This window comes from Chitinophagales bacterium (assembly GCA_016787225.1).
In the GTDB taxonomy this organism is placed as follows: Bacteria; Bacteroidota; Bacteroidia; order Chitinophagales; family JADJOU01; genus CHPMRC01.
Map to the genome: position 1 here is coordinate 1 of JAEUUY010000006.1, position 18,121 is coordinate 18,121.

An 18,121-nucleotide genomic window follows, 5' to 3' on the forward strand; every position below is an offset into this window, starting at 1 on the left:
TCTATACCATTGGAAATTCGTCGCATTCGAAGAATTCGCACGAAGCAAGGTCGAAGAGTTAAAACATACCACAGGATTATCTGCCGTAGCAGCATTATTCAAATCATAAAATACAAAACTCTCATTGTAGGTCGTAGCACAACCGTTCTTCGTCGCATTGATAATCACATTCTGTGTACCCGCTAGCATCGTTCTATCCGTAGGATTCGTCGTAGAACTACCTCCGCCTGGGAAGGTCCATGAATAGGTCACTCCACTCGAGGTAGAACTCGCAGTAAACGTTATTGGATTCGTCAATAAACACGTGTTGTCTGGGGTGATTGTCAATCCTTGAGGGTTTGGTTTAACCGTAGTGACTGTAGTATCAGAGCTAGTACAGACCATTCTGTCTATAACCACTATATTGGTATCCATTCTATTATTATTAGGATCTGTATTTGTAAAGGTTTTATTGTTATTCGCGGTCAAGGTGCCATCATTCCAGAAATAAGAATATCCTGTAATAGTACCTGCACCCAATGGAAGCGTAGCTCCAGAGCATATCGTAGAGTCTTTTAAGGCAACATTTAACCTATATGGTCCACTAATAGTTGGGTAAGAACAGAAGCAACCTGTTGAATCTAATTTAATTCTCAAATTACAAGCCTTACCTGCAGGTACATTGAGTGTACCCGTAATGTTGGCTGATGCCCCTCTGGCCAATCCACCGGATATAGTTCGGATACCTACAGAATCATTACCCGTAACATTTCCGAAAAACTTCAACATATAATTTCCAGTATATGGTTCTCCATTATTAGTTATGGTCACGCTATAGCTCACTGTCTCTCCCATAGGAGAATTTGACACACTGCTAACCACTAAATTACTCAAACTGAATCTAGATGCGTCTACTCGAATGGTGTCTAGTTTATTGTCAATTATAAAGTCTACATCACAATTACCGCCTGGAGCACAAGCCGCGCCAACTGTATGAGATTCTAATGTTCTCAGACTAGCTGTATTTGTGCTACCACAGGTCAGGAATGAGTTTGTATTGATAGACCTAAAGGTAATGGTCAAACTATCATTGACATTCATAGCGGTAGAACTCATAGACCATTTTAATATACGTTTATTACCTACAACAGTATTCGTTGGTGTCACAGATACTAAACGAGCCGGTACAGAAGCCACTGCACTACCTGCTACAAAATTCATATCAGAAGGCATTTCCCATGTAAATGAATGTCGTGTTCCTGTAGGAGAACCACCTGTATTGAGTACTCTGAAACGCATAGTAGAAGTATCTCCACATACCCCTAAGGTATCTATACTTACAATCTTACCCATAAGTTGTGTCAAAGGAGAAACTGGCAATCCGTTAATGCGAAGTACTTGGGAAGTATGACCTGTTCCTGTAATCACATCACCACATGGTTGCTTAGCTGTAATGCCGAAACTTGGAATCTGATCGCCAGAAGCAAATGGACATCCTGTAATAAATCGCATTCTAACCAAGGCCTTATTGCTATCTAGTGGGGTAATACTATTTGGCAATACTCCACCACGAAACTTAGAAGAAAGATCAAAGGTCATCACACCTCCACTCGTAGTAGGAGTAACGCCCATAGAAAGGTAAGAGCCTCCTTCTGGCCATTGCAATAAAGCAGAATTAGCTAAATATTGAATATTCGAACCTGTAGGTAAGGTAACATTCAACTTAATTTGTGAGAGATTAGATAAATTTAAGTTTGTTATTCTACTCGTGTAGGTAATTGTATCGCAAAGATTAATAGGAGAAGCTGGGGTTTCGCTAATTTTAGCCCACTGAAGTTGATAAGGAGGTATCCCTACTGGTAGAGCAATTTTACGCTGTTCACTATTACAGCTATACAAATACGGAGGCAAATAACCCTGGGATGGATCTACTGGATAATACTTACAGTTGTATCCAAGTGTTACATTTAATGTGTCATTTTTACAACCTGAAAGGGTAGCGTATATTTTATATGTTCTAGTAGCGCCTGCTAGGATAGTATCTAATTTCGCCCACTGCTGCACATCTCCTAAGAAATAAGTAAATATAGGCTTATTAATAGGAGCACCTGTAATATCCTCTACTTTGACTACATTCAATCCTGGACTTCTAAAATCCATCCATGCATGATTAAATCTATTGCTAGAGTTATTTCTATAATTGATTGTCCATGTGAGTGTATCTGTTTGCGCCATATTGACAGAGGCAGGATTAGCACTCACTATAATAGAATTATTTGGGATAAGGTCTGCTCGTGCCGTAGAACCCCTTGAGTACTTTTGATTTATATTCAAATCTGCATTCGCATGGGGATTATAATACATATCAACAGTATTAACCCCTATAGATCCTATTAAATCCTGTCGCGCACCTGCTGCCGCACAGGTAGGCTGCTGGAACATATAAAAAATTACTCCCAATGGGCCCAGGTTTTGTTGTTTTCTGCCCCCAAGAATAGAATCTATAAAAATTGTAACCTTTCCATTAACTACAGTATACTTATTAGCTGGAAGCTTTCTATAGGAAATGATATCACCAAACTCTTGGTAAATAGTAGCTGAATAATAAATACTATCTGGGTCAGATAAGATTGTAGGGTTATAGTTATATTCTATACGCTGTGTACTATTATTATTATGCCATTCATTTCTGAACCAATCTCCAGACTGACCCCTATTTTCAAAATAAAAATCAACAAGAACTGATCCGCCAGAATAACATGGACCATTTAATACGGCATTATAATTATCTTGATAAGAATAATTGAAAAATTCTATCAAGCGATTATATTCGCTGAATAAATCGCAAGTTCTAGATCCAGTCAATGAATCATTTCGATACTCTGCTGTGTAAAAAATTTCTATATCTCTATTCGTATTTGCTAATGAATCTGCTGCTCCTATGATACCGTAATGGTAATAGTAATCTATCAAAACAGAGTCTTGGGTATAGACCGTGCTGCCCACGTTCCCACCGATTAAGTAAGTAGGATCAAACGCACGCATACTATCCACATATTGCTTGAGTGGTATATACATGGTGCGCACTAGATTGCCGCCCCCTGGTTCATTGACTATATTGAAATAGCCAAGTTTAAAACTTCTATATGTAGCTGTACTGGCATCATAGATTCTCACACTACTTCTATTGAGATCTGTTCTGAATCCATACTGATTATAGTTTATCTTGTCTATGATGACTTTGACATAAGGCTCAGCCAATGCTGTATCTGTAACAACTCCTCGCATTTGCATGATAACCGTATCATAAGTAAGGTAAGTTTGTCTATCTATACTATCACTATTGGCAAAGCTAGAATTGGGGTCTATCGATTGAGCATTGATAGATGTATCTCCTCTACGCACACCCATAGTGATTCGCTTATTGGTATAACTCGTCATTTTCAATCCTTTAAAATACGAATTGCAATGATATCGCATTGGTCTATAACCCCAATTGACTATAGTACTATGACAAGGACTAGTAGCACCGCTAGTCGGGTATATATGCTGCCAGCTATACCATTTGACTGAATCTAGACCTGGACATTGATTTGTCAGTTGACTGCAATCCAATTTAAGATATACCTGCAAATCTTGAGCGCCGCCGCCGCCGCCCATTCTTCTCGCATAGCGCACAGTGGCAGTGTCATAATCACCTGGGCCATTGACTTCAGATTGAAACACTCTAGTTCTATTATAACCAGAACCATATCTGCCACTAAATGAATCTAGATTTATACCTGGAGGGAGTATTACCTTAAACTCCGATATCATGCTATCAGCGTATTGTGAACCATTATTTATTCTAGGATATGCATTCAAATAATTATACTCCTCCCTTACAGTTATAGTATATATATTTTGTTGATTATTGTAAAAATCCGGATTCAGACTAGAAGTAGCTGGCATACTATTCCAGTAGGTATAGAGATAATAACCTGATTTGGTAATTGATTTATCCTTACAAGGTGTTTTGTACACAATATTACATTTCCACTGTGTAGCAGCTATTAGCATATTTGTAGCAGAACCTGCTGCATCAGAGCTGTAACCATAGGATACAGAGTCCGATTTTGTAACAATATACGTAGCTCGATTGCTGCCACCCTGCAAATTGTCAGACCCATAGGAAGTGGCTACAGCCGGTCTAAAATTACAGAATAGCTCTACTATGACACTACTATCTTTTCTTAGGTCATCTAGAAAACCATCTCCATCTATGTCTTGCAAGCCACCCCCTGTATATTGAGCAGAGGTCAAATTTTCTATTCGGACACCGAATCGAGAAGTTCTACTAAAAGGAACGATCTGCCCATTGACTTTGGCCGCTAATATCTTAATGTGTTGATTTCCTACAAAGGTATCATTGTTAAATGGATAATCGCCTTTACCTAATCTGATAACTAAATCATAAATGGTTCCTGAACCAGCGACTCCAGCTTCATTATTGCTATTTCGTATTCGAAAACTCATTTTAGCTGTGGTATCATTTGGTCCGCTACTGCACATAGTAGGCACTGGATGGTTTAATGGATTATTTTCAATTAATATATTATCATTAGCTGCTCTAATACTCGCATAAGCATCTACATCCGCACTTTTATCACAATAAACTGGTGGGGCAAAGCAACCCCAAGCTGCAAAATATTTTAAAGAGGTATTCGTCGTCACATCTGAATTACAACCAATTAAACGCATAGTATCTGTAAAATTGAAAGGTCCATCCGTAGACTCGAATAGACCATCTCCGTCTCCCATAGTCATGAAATCGGCTGGACCGAATGTGTACATAATAGTGTCTCCACTACCTAGAATAGTTCTCGTTCCTCTAGAAATACCGATAGATTCCCAATATTTTAATGTATTTAAAACATAGACTCTTACTTCATCTAAAGGAGCTGAAGAGTTATTGGACGTCATTCTAAATCCTTTCACAAGAGTCTGTCCGTTTACTAAGTTGGACAATATGCCTGCACTCGATTCATTGCTTGGTGATATACTCGTATTGAGTGTACCTGTCATACCCAGTGTAGGCTGATAGACTGTCATAATAGGTGTATTCTGTGAAGTAATCAAAGTACCACCACTCGTCTGAAGTTGGATAGGCATAGAACCTGTATTGGCACTACAGCCTGCTTCTATGAAAAATCTTACATTCTGACTAGCTCCTGCCGCCAAGCTATTGATTTGAATAATAGGAGCCGTGGCACTGGCATTTAGTACCGTCACGTTCGCATTAGCTACTGTGGACACATAGCGAAAACCTCCCATCGTGGGTACTATTCTCAGATTAGTCACCGGACCACCCGAATTATTTAATACCGTAACGGAGACGGTATCTCTGGTAGTACAAGACACTAAAACGCTTGGTGCATTGATAGAAGTGAAGGTCTGTGCCAATAAGCTAGTGCCCGCCAATAGAATGATGCTAAAAATAAGGCATCCTTTCCACCACTTGGCTATGCAGCTACTAGAGACTTTCGTTTCATGCTGAACTGTAACGAGTTTTTTCATAAAAATTGCTTTAAGTTTTATATTTTATCTGCAAATATATAATCAAACTGTGTGCCAAAAGTGGTTTTTTTATGAAACAACTCAAGAGTATAAAGCATTTCGTCTTTATAAGTCTGGTTTTCTTATATTTAAAATATTTACATTTACAGAATTATGAAAATGCAATTAAGGAAACAGAGGAAGGATGTGTCTAGTTTATTTTTCATTTCATCGAAGTCCTTGACTTCGATGAAATGGAACAACACACCAAACACGACTTCTTAGGAGGAGAAGATGCTCTCATCGATTTACAAAAATTTTAATGGGGCACTATTGGAGAGCATGGGATTGGATTTAGAGTAGTACAAATTTCACTTCACAGAAGTCTTAGACTTTCGGGAAGTGAAATTTCTCACACCCTACCCTATCTTATATAGGGGCTGCATTCAGCCTTCATCGAATTTACCGCACTTCTTAGTTTTTCAGCCAACCCTAAATAACAGACTTCACCACTTCAATTACCTTACCCGGATTTGGCAAATAGGCATCTACCAAATTAGCTGCATAATGCATAGAACTGTCTGCCCCTGTTACCCTTTTAATGGGTGCATCGAGGTAGTCAAATGCATTTTTTTGTACTTGAAACGTAATTTCCGAAGCGATACTTCCAAATGGCCAGCTTTCTTCCACTATTACCATACGATTGGTCTTCTTGACAGAATTTACTAGTGTCTCTATATCTAAAGGGCGTATGGTGCGCAAGTCAATGACTTCACAACTTACTCCATCTTTAGCTAATTCTTCTGCAGCAGCAAGAGCTACTTTCATCATTTTATTAAATGAAACGATAGTACAATCTGTACCCTCTCTTTTAATGTCCGCCTTTCCTATTGGAATATAATATTCTTCATCTGGAATCTCACAATTATCGCTATACATCACTTCGCTCTCCATAAACACAATAGGATCAGGATCGAGTATAGCAGATTTTAATAATCCTTTAGCATCATATCCATTTGACGGAGAAATCACCTTTAATCCTGGTATGCTCGCATACATACTCTCAAATGCCATACTATGTTGAGCTCCTAGCTGACCTGCACTACCATTTGGTCCACGAAATACAATCGGATTGGAAAACTCACCAGCACTCATAGCAAGTGTTTTAGCTGAGTGGTTTATTATCTGATCAATCGCCAATAAGGCAAAATTCCAGGTCATAAATTCTACAATAGGCTTTAACCCATTCATAGCAGCACCGACACCTATGGCTGTAAATCCCAGCTCTGCAATAGGCGTATCAATAACTCTTCTAGGTCCAAACTCATCGAGCATGCCTTGACTTACTTTATAGGCTCCGTTGTATTCAGCAACTTCTTCACCCATTAGAAAAACCGAAGGATCTTTTCTCATTTCTTCGCTCATGGCCTCTCTTAAAGCATCTCTAAATTTTATCTGTCGCATATCTTCTTTAATTTAAAATTTTAATAGTTAGTTTATGAGGCTTATACTAGATGAGATTTGATTTTGTCTGCAATATTCCGTAGTTTATCAGTACTTAATTTTAACCTAGGATAGTCAAAAACAAAGTCCCTTTCGCTCTGTATTGGCATGAGGTGGATATGAGCATGTGGCACAGCCAACCCTTCTACCCACATACCTATCCGTGTTCGAAAAGTTAACTTTAAAGCATGCGCGATGCGTTTAGCAAATAAATTTAAGTCCGTAAACTGTTCATTCGTTAATTCATAAATCTCATCCACTTCTATTTTAGGTATAACCAATACATGACCCTCCTTTAAAGGATTAATATCCATAAAGGCCAAGCAAGTATCTGTTTCTGCTACTTTCACACTTGGCAATTCACCTAAGACTATTCTAGTAAAAATAGAAGCCACTTCGTTGATTTATTTTCTAATATCTAAAATTTCATACTCCATAGCTCCAGCTGGGGTTTGAATTAGGACCTTTTCACCCTTCTTGTGTCCTAATAAGCCCTTCCCTATAGGAGATACTACGGATAATTTACCCGTCTTAAAATCTGCCTCTATTTCTGACACCATTTTATACACAAACTCCTTATTCGCTTTTAAATTCTTTACTTTCACGGTAGTAAGAATGCTCACTTTGGTATCATCGATTTCCTTCTCATCCAATATTCTCACATCTGCCAAAGCCATTTCTAATTGAGCTATTCTTTTCTCAAGCTTAGCTTGTTCTTCCTTTGCAGCATCATATTCTGCATTCTCGCTAAGGTCCCCTTTCTCTCTAGCTTCTGCCAAAGCTGCTCCAGCTTCTGCACGTCCTACAGATTTTAAATGCTGCAAATCTGCTTTTAATCTATCATAACTTTCTTTTGTCAAAAAAACACTAGCCATATCTAATTCTTATCTATATTTTATAATTAAAAAGAGGTATCCGCTTTCGGCGAACACCTCTCTTTCTTTCTGAATGCAAATATAATATTAATTCACAATTTTCAATTCAATTCTTCGATTGTTCTTTCGTCCGATGTCAGAATCATTCGTTTCTTTCGGCTTAGAATCTCCTAAAGCTTCGACAGTAATTCTTGAAGCATCTATGCCCTGCTGAACCAGCATATCTTTCACCACTTTGGCCATTTTCTCAGATAACTCCTGATTGCTAAGAGCATACTTACCATTATCGGTATGTGCCTCAATCTTAATTTTCAAATTTGGATTATCCTTCAGAACGTTGACTACATTGGTTATAGCGCGCTTGCCACTTCTATTAAGTGAGTCAGTGCCTGGTTTGAATGTAATGCTATTTGCATTTTCATTGAGCTCGTCTTGTGGTGCTTTTTTAGGCACATCTGAGCTAGTCTCTATATTACTTGTAGGTGTTGTAATCTCCTTTTTAGGTGTCGGAGTTTCTACTTTAGGAGCTGTAGGCGCTGGCACCGTTTTGGTCTCTACTTTCTTAGGAACTGTTGACGCAGGTGTTGAAACTGCTCTAGACAAATTCTCTAGTTTGGCATCCAATACTTTTACCTCGACCCTTCTGTTTCTTTGTTTGCCCTCCTCAGTAGAATTATCAGCCACAGGCTTCGTTTCGCCATACCACTCGACTTTCATATTTACTTCCGGTATTCCTTTGAACTCTGTCAGATACCTTGCCACTGTTTTAGCTCGCAATTTTGACAAGCGCATATTATTTTCTGGAGTACCATCATTGTCGGTATGTCCTTCAATAAGGAAACGGGTATCAGGATAGTTTTTAATCATTTCTCCAACTACCATCAAAGCTCCTTCTCCTCTTTCTGTCAATATAGCTGTGCCGGTTCTAAACTCAATATTGCTGGCGAAATTTTTCAGCATATCATTGACTTTTTTATAGTCTGTCACTGTTTCAATTTTTGCTGGAGCATCTCTGAAAATAGTATCATATTTAATTATTTCCTTAATTATGGTCTCTGTCTTTACTTCTGGTTTTTTTTCTGGCTCCACAGTCCTCGCTACTTCAGCAGCCTTGGCTATTACATATTCATCGCAGTAGCTATATTTATTTGTGAAATATACAAATCCCAAATTATGCGTACCGCCGAAAACATGAGCAGGTCTATAATTATAGCTGATTTCTAAAACCGTAGGATTTTTTACCTTCTTTCTATCTTTTCCTACCTTGAGATCATAAGAGACACCTCCAGCAAACCCCATATGGGCTCTGGTCGTAGTCTCCTTGTTAAACGTATTATCTTCATATAGAAAACCTAAGCGTATCGAAACTTGCTCTCTAAGGGCATATTCAAAACCTAAACCATAGTTATTCGGTGTAAAGCCGTTATAGATAAAATTAGTAGACGCAGAAAGTCTATGAATAGGTTTACAAAATGCATCTGAGTTACTAGGTTTATCACCGAAATAGAAGTCTTTGCTTAAGGCAATAGAAAATTGAGTTGGGAGTTCAAACTTTGCTGCTCTATTGTAAAACGGTAAATCATATTGTGAACTTCCCAGCGGTACAGGTCTATTCAAAATCAAACCATCTCCAGAATATTTCATAGGGAAACCAAGATTTCGAACATAGACTCCGAAATGAAAATCTTCTTTTTGACCAGTGGTGTACTGCATACCTGCATCTAAGGCAAATCCTGTCGCTGACAAATTGTTTATCGATTGATTGATAAGTTTACCAGTAATACCAGCTCTCACCCCGCGTCCAAAAACTCTCGAATAAGAAAGTCCTAGATTAAGATAGAACGGTGAAAAGGTACTCAATGGCTCTGGATTGATAGTTGAGGTTCTAGGAATTTCTCCAAAAGTCATATAACCAATAGAGAAACCTATATTATTTCCAGGAGACACTTCGCCTCCTACTCCCACATTAAATAAAGAGGTACCTGTAGCTGTCAACCAACTTGTATAGTTGCTGAATACGGATAAACCCTTATTGTGAGCTAGCCCCGCAATATTGGACCCTAGGGCATCTATTCCTCTCACATTTGCTGAGTTTATACCCATGAGTCCCATGGTCCTCGCTTGCGTATTAATTAACAATTCATACGCACCTGCCTCACCTATCCTGTCGGAATTTCCAGCTCGGGTACATAGTCCAAAGAATAAGACTCCTATCGACAACGACCATCTATAAAACTTCACCATAGCTATCTTCTACTTTATATATTTAAAAATTACTTACATCGGCTGCTCTCATAGTAGCAAATAGCTTTAATACTTTACTTCCTACATTTGGTGCTTCTACATGTATATAATAAACACCACTCGCAATCATTACTCCACTGCTTGTTCTTAAATCCCAATCAATGGAGTTATCGTAATTGATGCCACCAGAACCTTCTCCATATTGACCATCCGATATTCCCTTCGGATCTAGCTTCAATTTTCTTACTAACATACCGTCTGTCGTAAAAATGCTAACCGTGCTATTTTTTGGTACATTTACGATCTTAACTATGTTTTGAGTTGCGTTTAATTCATAAGAAGAAAATGCATAATATGGATTAGGTACGACAGTCATTTTATCGAAAGCCGATTTTAACAGACTATCACTTTGTACCGCTTGAAGTCCTTCGGTAGAAAACTCATAGACAGATTCGTCCCCTTGATATTTAGAATATGGCTTCTCAACACGTACTTTTATTCGCAGCTCTGTTGGTATTTCATATTCTCCTGAACTATTATAAAGACTGAAGTTCTTTGCAGTAAGTGGGAAGCAAGTCCATGCAATTTTTCGATAGAAATTGGCTACTGTTGGGTTTAAGGTTCGGCCTGCCCCCGAGCCCGTAAAAGAAGTGGAGAAATTACTATTCAGAAACTGAGCATCACTTACAGCCGTATTCTCATTATCATAAGGTGTATTCATGATATATATGAACTGGCTACCACCGTATAGCGGGTTTCCGAGTGCTGTCTCTGTTGTAGTATCAGGATCCCAGCGCATATTAGCTGCATTTTGACCTCTAAATCTGGAGTTTTCACCGAAATATACATTTACTCTAACTCCAGTCTCTAAATTAATAGCATAACCAGGAAACCAACTCAAACCTTTATCTGATCCAGAAGGGAGTCCATCTTTATCTACACTTGTAGCCTGTCTTATTTGACCTTTAAATGCTCCGCCTTCATTAAAAATATCAGATTCTCCAGTCTCGAATACTACGGCTCTTGACCATTTCGTCTTATCTGGAGTTATCACCAAATCTACACTAAATATGGAGTCCAAATTATTTTCAGGAGCTTCACCATTAGTCACCATAGTAGCTGAATCATTGGATACTCTTCTCCACTTAAAACCTGGTCCAAAACTTTGGTAATTATTCTCTGCGGCTATGGCCAAAACATTGGCATTGGCGGCTAAACAATATGGTGCAAACTGACCCCCTAAGACTTTAGAGAATGCCCCAGTAGAATCTGTCCATACTCTTCTACCATTAATAATATTATATGCTGATGCAAATTTTGCTGTGTTATCATTGATAGCACCTGATCTTATCCAATCTTTATAATTTGTTCCATCTTCATCTGCTATCAGTCTGAGCCATTTTTTAGAGCTATCTTTATAGCTAATACTAGCATCTATATATCCATAAACTTTATTGCCATTACGAGCTACAGATCCTACCGTATCAGGATTGGTAACAACAACAGCAATACCATAACTCTCTAAATTATTATTTATTCTAGCATACACTGACTGGCTAAAGTCTCTGTCCAGATTTCCTTGTGAATAAATAGTTCTCGTAGCGGTATCTCTAATTTCTAATGACCAATAAGTTTTGGACAGATTGAATCGATTCGGATTATTTACTGCCGATGAATCCATCATCGTGAGTTTAAACTTAGCATTCTGTACCTTGAATGGATCAATAACTTTAACCATTATTGGAGACTTGCCTCCTTGGTACATTAAATCACTAACCGAACCACCAGCTAAAATCTTCTCTTCTTCTCCGGTCTCTAGGTCAAGAAAATACTTTCCATGCCCTTGTCCTGCCTTTCTAGTAACTGGAATTCCCTGATAGTAATTAGTTTTTGCTTTTATACCCCAGAAATCATTGTTATGAGGCGTTCCTTTAAATATTTTAATTTCATTACTAAACAATAATTGCTTTTTTTGGAAAACCTTGGGATCAAGGGGATTTCTATAATTATTGTAAGCAAAGGCCACTGTAGCATAGTAGTATGTCTTGTTATTAATTAAAAACGATTGCCCTTCAAATTGAAAGAAATCTCGATCCAACACAATTTCGTTTTCAATTCCCTTATTAGGCAATTTAATATCGTGCTCAATTACCGTAACTGGTTGTCCATTAACAATATCATCAGAAAAATTGACGGCGCGCTCTACATTGTTTTTTTTGTCCATGTAGGTTATTAGCTTAGCTTTGGTAGGGTCTTTTAAATCAGATAGATTACTGACCGCATTTTCGCTCAAAATTTGATAGATAGCATACCCTTCAAACTTGTAGGTAGTATCCTTATTCCATGGTAGAAGAGGGACATCAATATTTTTTAGATTATACCCTTCACCTGCGTTATTCGAAGATGGTGGGTTTTCTATACTTAGGTAGAGTTTATTAGGTGATTCAATAATTTTTAATTCTGGAGCATCTGGACCAGGAGATTTTTCAAATTGAAAGTCAAATAAGCGCTGTGCCTTATCATCCGCATCTTGAACTAATCGCATAACTGGTCTACAGCCAGTTTGAGTTCCTTTCGCAGGTCTTACAAATATGCAACCGATAGTAACCACCTCCTGAGAACCACCTTCCATATCAAAAGGTCCAGAATTTTGAAGCCAACGCAAGTCCCGTGGTGTAAAGTTTCGATCACACATAGACCACTCTCCTGGCTTGGAAGGGTCACCAGAGAAACAAAATTTGGTAGTAGGAAAACCAGGTGTTCCACAATCATTACTAATCGTTAGTGGAGTTCCATTACTAGCCAATCCTTGTTGGAAATTTCTATACTGTACTTCGGTCTGTGGGTCATTAAATAATCCTCCTGCACCGTTAATATAGTAAACAAAGGATGATAATCCAATGGGAGAACCATTAGCTTTTTTAGGTCCTTCAAAAAAGTCTGCAGCAAATACTGGAGGTTGATCCAAGTATCCTAATACAGTGGTATTGTCATCATAATCATCTGCATTGTAAACAAAACCTATCGAACGTGTGGTATCACAGCCTACATAGTCATCATTGTAGTTGCCGAGGTCTGCGTCCATATACTGAGACATATAGGTTTGCTCTAAGGTTACATTGGATTTATTATGTATTTCATAAGTATAAAAGGTCATATCATTTAACTCATCCGATGATTTAAAAGCAAATGCTAAACAATTCATTTGTGCTCCTATAGGCGTAGAGGCAGGATTGACGTGATCATTCCCTATATCGTTTATCACCCAAAAAATCATTTGATCTGCAAAGGTGAATTTGTTTTTATTGTATCGTGGATCTAGTTTATTAACGTTCTTAATAGATGGCAAATCACCGCCTTGTGGATCATAAATTCCGTCTGCGTTCTCATCATTAAATGGCGCTAAATCTTCTGATAACTCTTCGGCCGTGAAAGTCCCTTTGTTTATCAGATATTTATTCTTCTTACCTGGCCATTCTAGTATAGACTGTGAAATTTTACCTTCATTAATGGCAGCATTTATCTCTTCGGAAGTCACATTCCAATATTGGTCAAATTTTTCGCATCTCGACTTATTTATAGTTGTTTGATCTTGTTTCAAAGGTCCTGGCCACCAGGCACTCATATTATTGCTATATCTAATAGCCGCCATTCTTAAGTTTCCGCCGACCAATCCCGAAATCCAGACTGATCCTGCAAACAATGGATAAATAGCTCTTGCTTTATTCTTTACTTGCTCTGCAGTGCGCGCAGGAGCTTCATATTCAGCTGTATTTCTATTCCACCATAAATCTCCACTATTGAGTAGCATAGCTCGGATATTATTCACCTCTAGATAAATAGTCGCTTTACCTCTTACACAATCACCCGCTCTGGCATTGAGGGGCTTCTTCTGCTGAGGAGTAATCACATTGTCTATAGCGGTGTTAATTGCTGCTTGAACTTCTCCTAGAAGGAGTCCTAAAATTAAAATCAATATCTTTTTCATATGCTTATTTTTATATTTTGTGGTCAGTTAGTGTTTTTATCTTGTTCTTTTCTATAGCTAGTTTAAAATGATAAGGTAGCTCCTAGTTGAATAATACGAGGACGAATAAACATTGAATTTCTATCTTCAGGTATTTCCAACGCTACGTTATATAAATCTCTAAACGCCTGTCCATAACCCTTTGCGACTGCTTCCTTGGTTATATAATCCAATTGCCCGTCTGGACTGCTGAGATAACCATCTGTCGTAGGACTACCTGTAAATCTATAGACCTTCAATACATTCATAGAATTGAATAGATTGGTAATTTGTAGATAAATATTAAGACCATACTCTCTTCTATTGTCTATACCTTTAGTTTTAGCAGAATCTTGTCTACCGAATTTAAAGGTGAAATCTTTATCTAATTTTAGATTGGTCATAAACCTCCATGGCAAGCTGCCAGAGTTTATATCACCTAAATTCACTGCTCTGGCTGTTGTATTCATAAACGACTCTGGCGTAGCCGCAGTCTGCTGGGTAAAAGGTGTTCCAGAACGTAAGTTCATATCAATATTTATAGCAAAATCTCTTAAAAACTTAGGGATACCCTTGTTATATGGATCTCGACTATCAAATTTATAATTAGCAATAAAATTGAGGTTATGTCTTGTATCCCAATCTAGTGGATAAATCACACGCATATTCCCTAACCCCGCATTGATTAAGGTCAACTGCGCAGTCCGAGAAGAAGAGGTACCCTCTGCAAATGACATCGTATAGTTTGCCTTTATTTTGAGATTTTTCATTCTTCTCTGCTCAAATGCTAAACCTATTGATTTCACAGTAGAGAAGTCCGAGTTATTAAAAGTGTTGTAAGCTCCAGGGTAGGCTCCTTGAAGTCTTGTCACCGATACCTGATTGGAATATTCGCGATACTGAAAATTCACAGTAAGGGTAGATCTAGAATTCAATCTTTGCTTAAATCCTAATTCTAAATCAGTCGTTGATGAAAAGTCAAGGTCAGGATTATTGATAAACGATGTATTTCTACGCTGCAATAGGTTATAATAATTCAAGGCTGTAGGTGCGCCTATTTCTGGTCTCTGTGTCAAGATATCATAGTGTGCAAATAGCAATGCAAACGTATCGATGTTGAAAGAAAAGTTTACCCGCGGAGAAAAAGCAAATCGAGGTGTCACTTTTCTAAACATGAGCTCAGGATCAAACGTTGTAGAACCCATATCTCGCTTAGCTCTCTCTTCTGGTGTATTACCGATTAGGTAGGGTTGCGCATTTCCTCCTGATTCTATTTCTATAGGATTGGCACCAGCAACCTCTGCCCCATCTTTTGAATACCATTGATCTCCTACGCGATATCCCGTAATTCTACCTGGTCCTACAGCTCTGTCTACATAGACCACGGCATCAGATGGTAGATTTTTGGGATGTACAGCTTTTGCACCACCTATGGAGTCCACCATGCTTATAGTTCTTCCTCCCTGAGGTACATAAGGATCTCTCAAAGTGTTTGTATTCGGATCAAAATAATCTACCCTAAGACCGACATTCAAGGCTAATGATTTCAATTGAAATCTATCTTGAATATATGCAGCGCCATATCTCGGCATCAATGCAGCCACATGTCTCAGTAAATTACCTTTTTTATCCTTGGCAGTAAAAAATTCATTAAACGTCGTAGACATTCCTAGCTTGTTACCATATACATCATATCCATTTCCACTTACCAGTCCGTTATTTAACAATTCTTCTGCTGAAAACCAATCTAATTTCATTTTATTCGGGTCTAATTCATGTATATTGATTCTAGTGGTAGAGTCGCCACCGAATAAATCATTTCTCAGATTTCTAGAAAAATTGGTTTGAGCACCGTTAGAAATTTCTTTGTCATACAATAAGGTATCAAAAGCCGCGAATACAATAGTATCTTGTTTCATATAATCTTGCAAACGCATTCTCACTGTTCCACCTCGCATTATCATTAATGGATTGAAGTTCTTAGTATTATCTGGTGCTAAATGATTATTCAAAAACCCTGACTGTGCCACCGTCCATAGGGTTAATGGGCTAATGTTATATTGGCTGTTAACTCTTTGTTCTAACTCGAAGCCTGCTTCGATAGTATGCTTATTGATAAATGCGCTCTTATTCTTTACAGGTTCTATATCAAAATTGAATGCCCCAGTAACTCTGAACTGCATATTCTCTTGTTTCTGAATACCATTAAATACCCTTGTAGCAGGAAAGAATAAATCATGCACTGTAATATTCGCTCGCAAACCATTGATGACAGCACCTGCGTTCTCCATTGCATTAATAGATCGAAGAGGTCCTGCATCGGTCTTGCCAATGGTATTGTTGTACATATTAAGAAAATATGCTGTCTGAGCTGCTGCTGGGGCATTGATAGTACCTGGTGTAAATCTTACTGCGTTGGATGTAGAAGCATTTGCGGAAACGAAATCGGTGAATGTCAAAAATTGATTCGGCGCATAGTATACTTTTTCTCCATCACCTCCTGTTTTCCTCTCCCAATTCCAGACTCTATCCTCTTCAAATTTACCAATATATCCATAATGCCATGGATTGTCTCTACCTACAGGAGACTTAAAATCCTGCCCTGAAAGTGTAGCATCCATCTGCAAGGTCATAGTCGTATTCCGTATTGCTTTTTTTACTTGTTTGTCTGCATTAAATAGCGGCTGATACAAACGCAGATATACGTTGTAACTCTTATTGGTATAAATCGGATTATTTTGATAGTTCAAAAGTGAATATCGTTGAATAAAACTATTATACTCATTATCTTCCGCTCGAAAACCAAGCGTTAAATTGGTACTATTTTTCACTACCTTCCAATCTAGCTTTCCATTTAATCTTATAGTCCTAGCTGAAGTATTTTGATGAGAATTGGTGCGTTCTAAATCATTAATTGTAAGGAAAGCCTGTGACAAAAGTAACTGACTGCCATCCGCCGATAATTGGTATGGATTGTCCTGTATTCTTTTCATGACATCATCTTTCACTTTCCAGTTTCCGTTTATTGTTGGATTGTTATCTCCTTTATATTCGTATTCTCCATTGATAGAAAACCCTAAAATTGCTTCTCCTTTTCGTTTTTCATATACTCCAGGAGCCATAGTATCTATGGTAGATTTAGCTCTGATAAGTGGACCACGTAAACTAAAGCCTCCGAGATTGTATCCGAATGGATCTAAAAATTGCGAAGTGATACCTTCTACCTTCCCCATAAGCTTATCAGAAGGACCCTTGGTAATAATGGTAATAACGGCAGCATCGGCATCGCCGTACTTAGCTGGAATACCACTAGTAAATACTTCCATTTGAGCTATGTCCGTAGCGGGTACATTGGGGGAACCTGTCATCTTCACCCCATCTACGAAATAGACTAGACCACCTTCTCTACCTCCACCGACATTCAAACCGCCTCCAACATCAGACTGAACTACTCCACCTGTACTAGCAGCGATAGAACCTACATCTCGCATAGAGGCTTCTTTGACCTCTGCTTCACCTATAACATTTTCCTTAGGTTTATAGACATCGATAAGTTTTGGAGGTTTCACAGGTGCTACTGCTTTGATGACAACTTCTTTTTTCACGTTACTTTTTTGTTCCATAACAAAGTTTTGCTCTGTAGGTCTACCAGCAAAAACCTGCACGCCCAATTCAATTGCCGAAGGTTTTCCTACGGAAGTAGCCATAAGATTATAGGTGCCTGGATTTAGACCTTTCAAGGTATATCTACCGTTGGCGTCCGCTTTTGTTCCTTTGGATGTTCGTTGTTTACCTGCTTGGTCTGTAATGACGACAACAATAGCAAATGGTACAGGCTCACCTTTCTCATCTAATACCCTACCCTGAATCTCCCCTGTTTGGGACTTGGCAGAAAATGACGTTATTAATAAAACACACAATACTTGTAAAAATTTGTTCATATCTTCTCCTTAATTCAATATTACTAATTATTTTCTTA

Annotated in this window: 7 protein-coding genes; all 7 read right to left on the minus strand. The window is 38.2% G+C overall.

Features of this window, described 5'->3' with window-relative positions; all coding sequences use genetic code 11:
- Positions 1–5,535 (minus strand): hypothetical protein (locus JNL75_01055; GenBank protein MBL7788402.1); only part of this gene is annotated, 5,535 nt, incomplete at its 3' end.
- A gap of 471 nt (positions 5,536–6,006) precedes the next feature.
- Positions 6,007–6,978 (minus strand): pyruvate dehydrogenase complex E1 component subunit beta, encoded by a 972-nt coding sequence (locus JNL75_01060; protein MBL7788403.1) that lies wholly within the window; start codon positions 6,976–6,978, stop codon positions 6,007–6,009.
- Between the two features lie 41 nt (positions 6,979–7,019).
- A complete protein-coding gene (locus tag JNL75_01065) occupies positions 7,020–7,412 on the minus strand; it encodes an HIT family protein (protein ID MBL7788404.1) in 393 nt (130 codons plus the stop codon).
- 9 nt (positions 7,413–7,421) lie between these two features.
- Complete coding sequence (gene greA, locus JNL75_01070; protein MBL7788405.1) at positions 7,422–7,892, minus strand: transcription elongation factor GreA; 471 nt, start codon at positions 7,890–7,892, stop codon at positions 7,422–7,424.
- Positions 7,893–7,979: 87 nt separating this feature from the next.
- Positions 7,980–10,136: a PorV/PorQ family protein gene (locus JNL75_01075; protein ID MBL7788406.1), complete on the minus strand. Its 2,157-nt coding sequence runs from the start codon at positions 10,134–10,136 to the stop codon at positions 7,980–7,982.
- 22 nt (positions 10,137–10,158) lie between these two features.
- A complete protein-coding gene (locus JNL75_01080) occupies positions 10,159–14,124 on the minus strand; it encodes a hypothetical protein (GenBank protein MBL7788407.1) in 3,966 nt (1,321 codons plus the stop codon).
- A gap of 62 nt (positions 14,125–14,186) precedes the next feature.
- A complete protein-coding gene (locus tag JNL75_01085) occupies positions 14,187–18,083 on the minus strand; it encodes a carboxypeptidase regulatory-like domain-containing protein (protein ID MBL7788408.1) in 3,897 nt (1,298 codons plus the stop codon).
- Between the last annotated feature and the right edge of the window lie 38 nt (positions 18,084–18,121).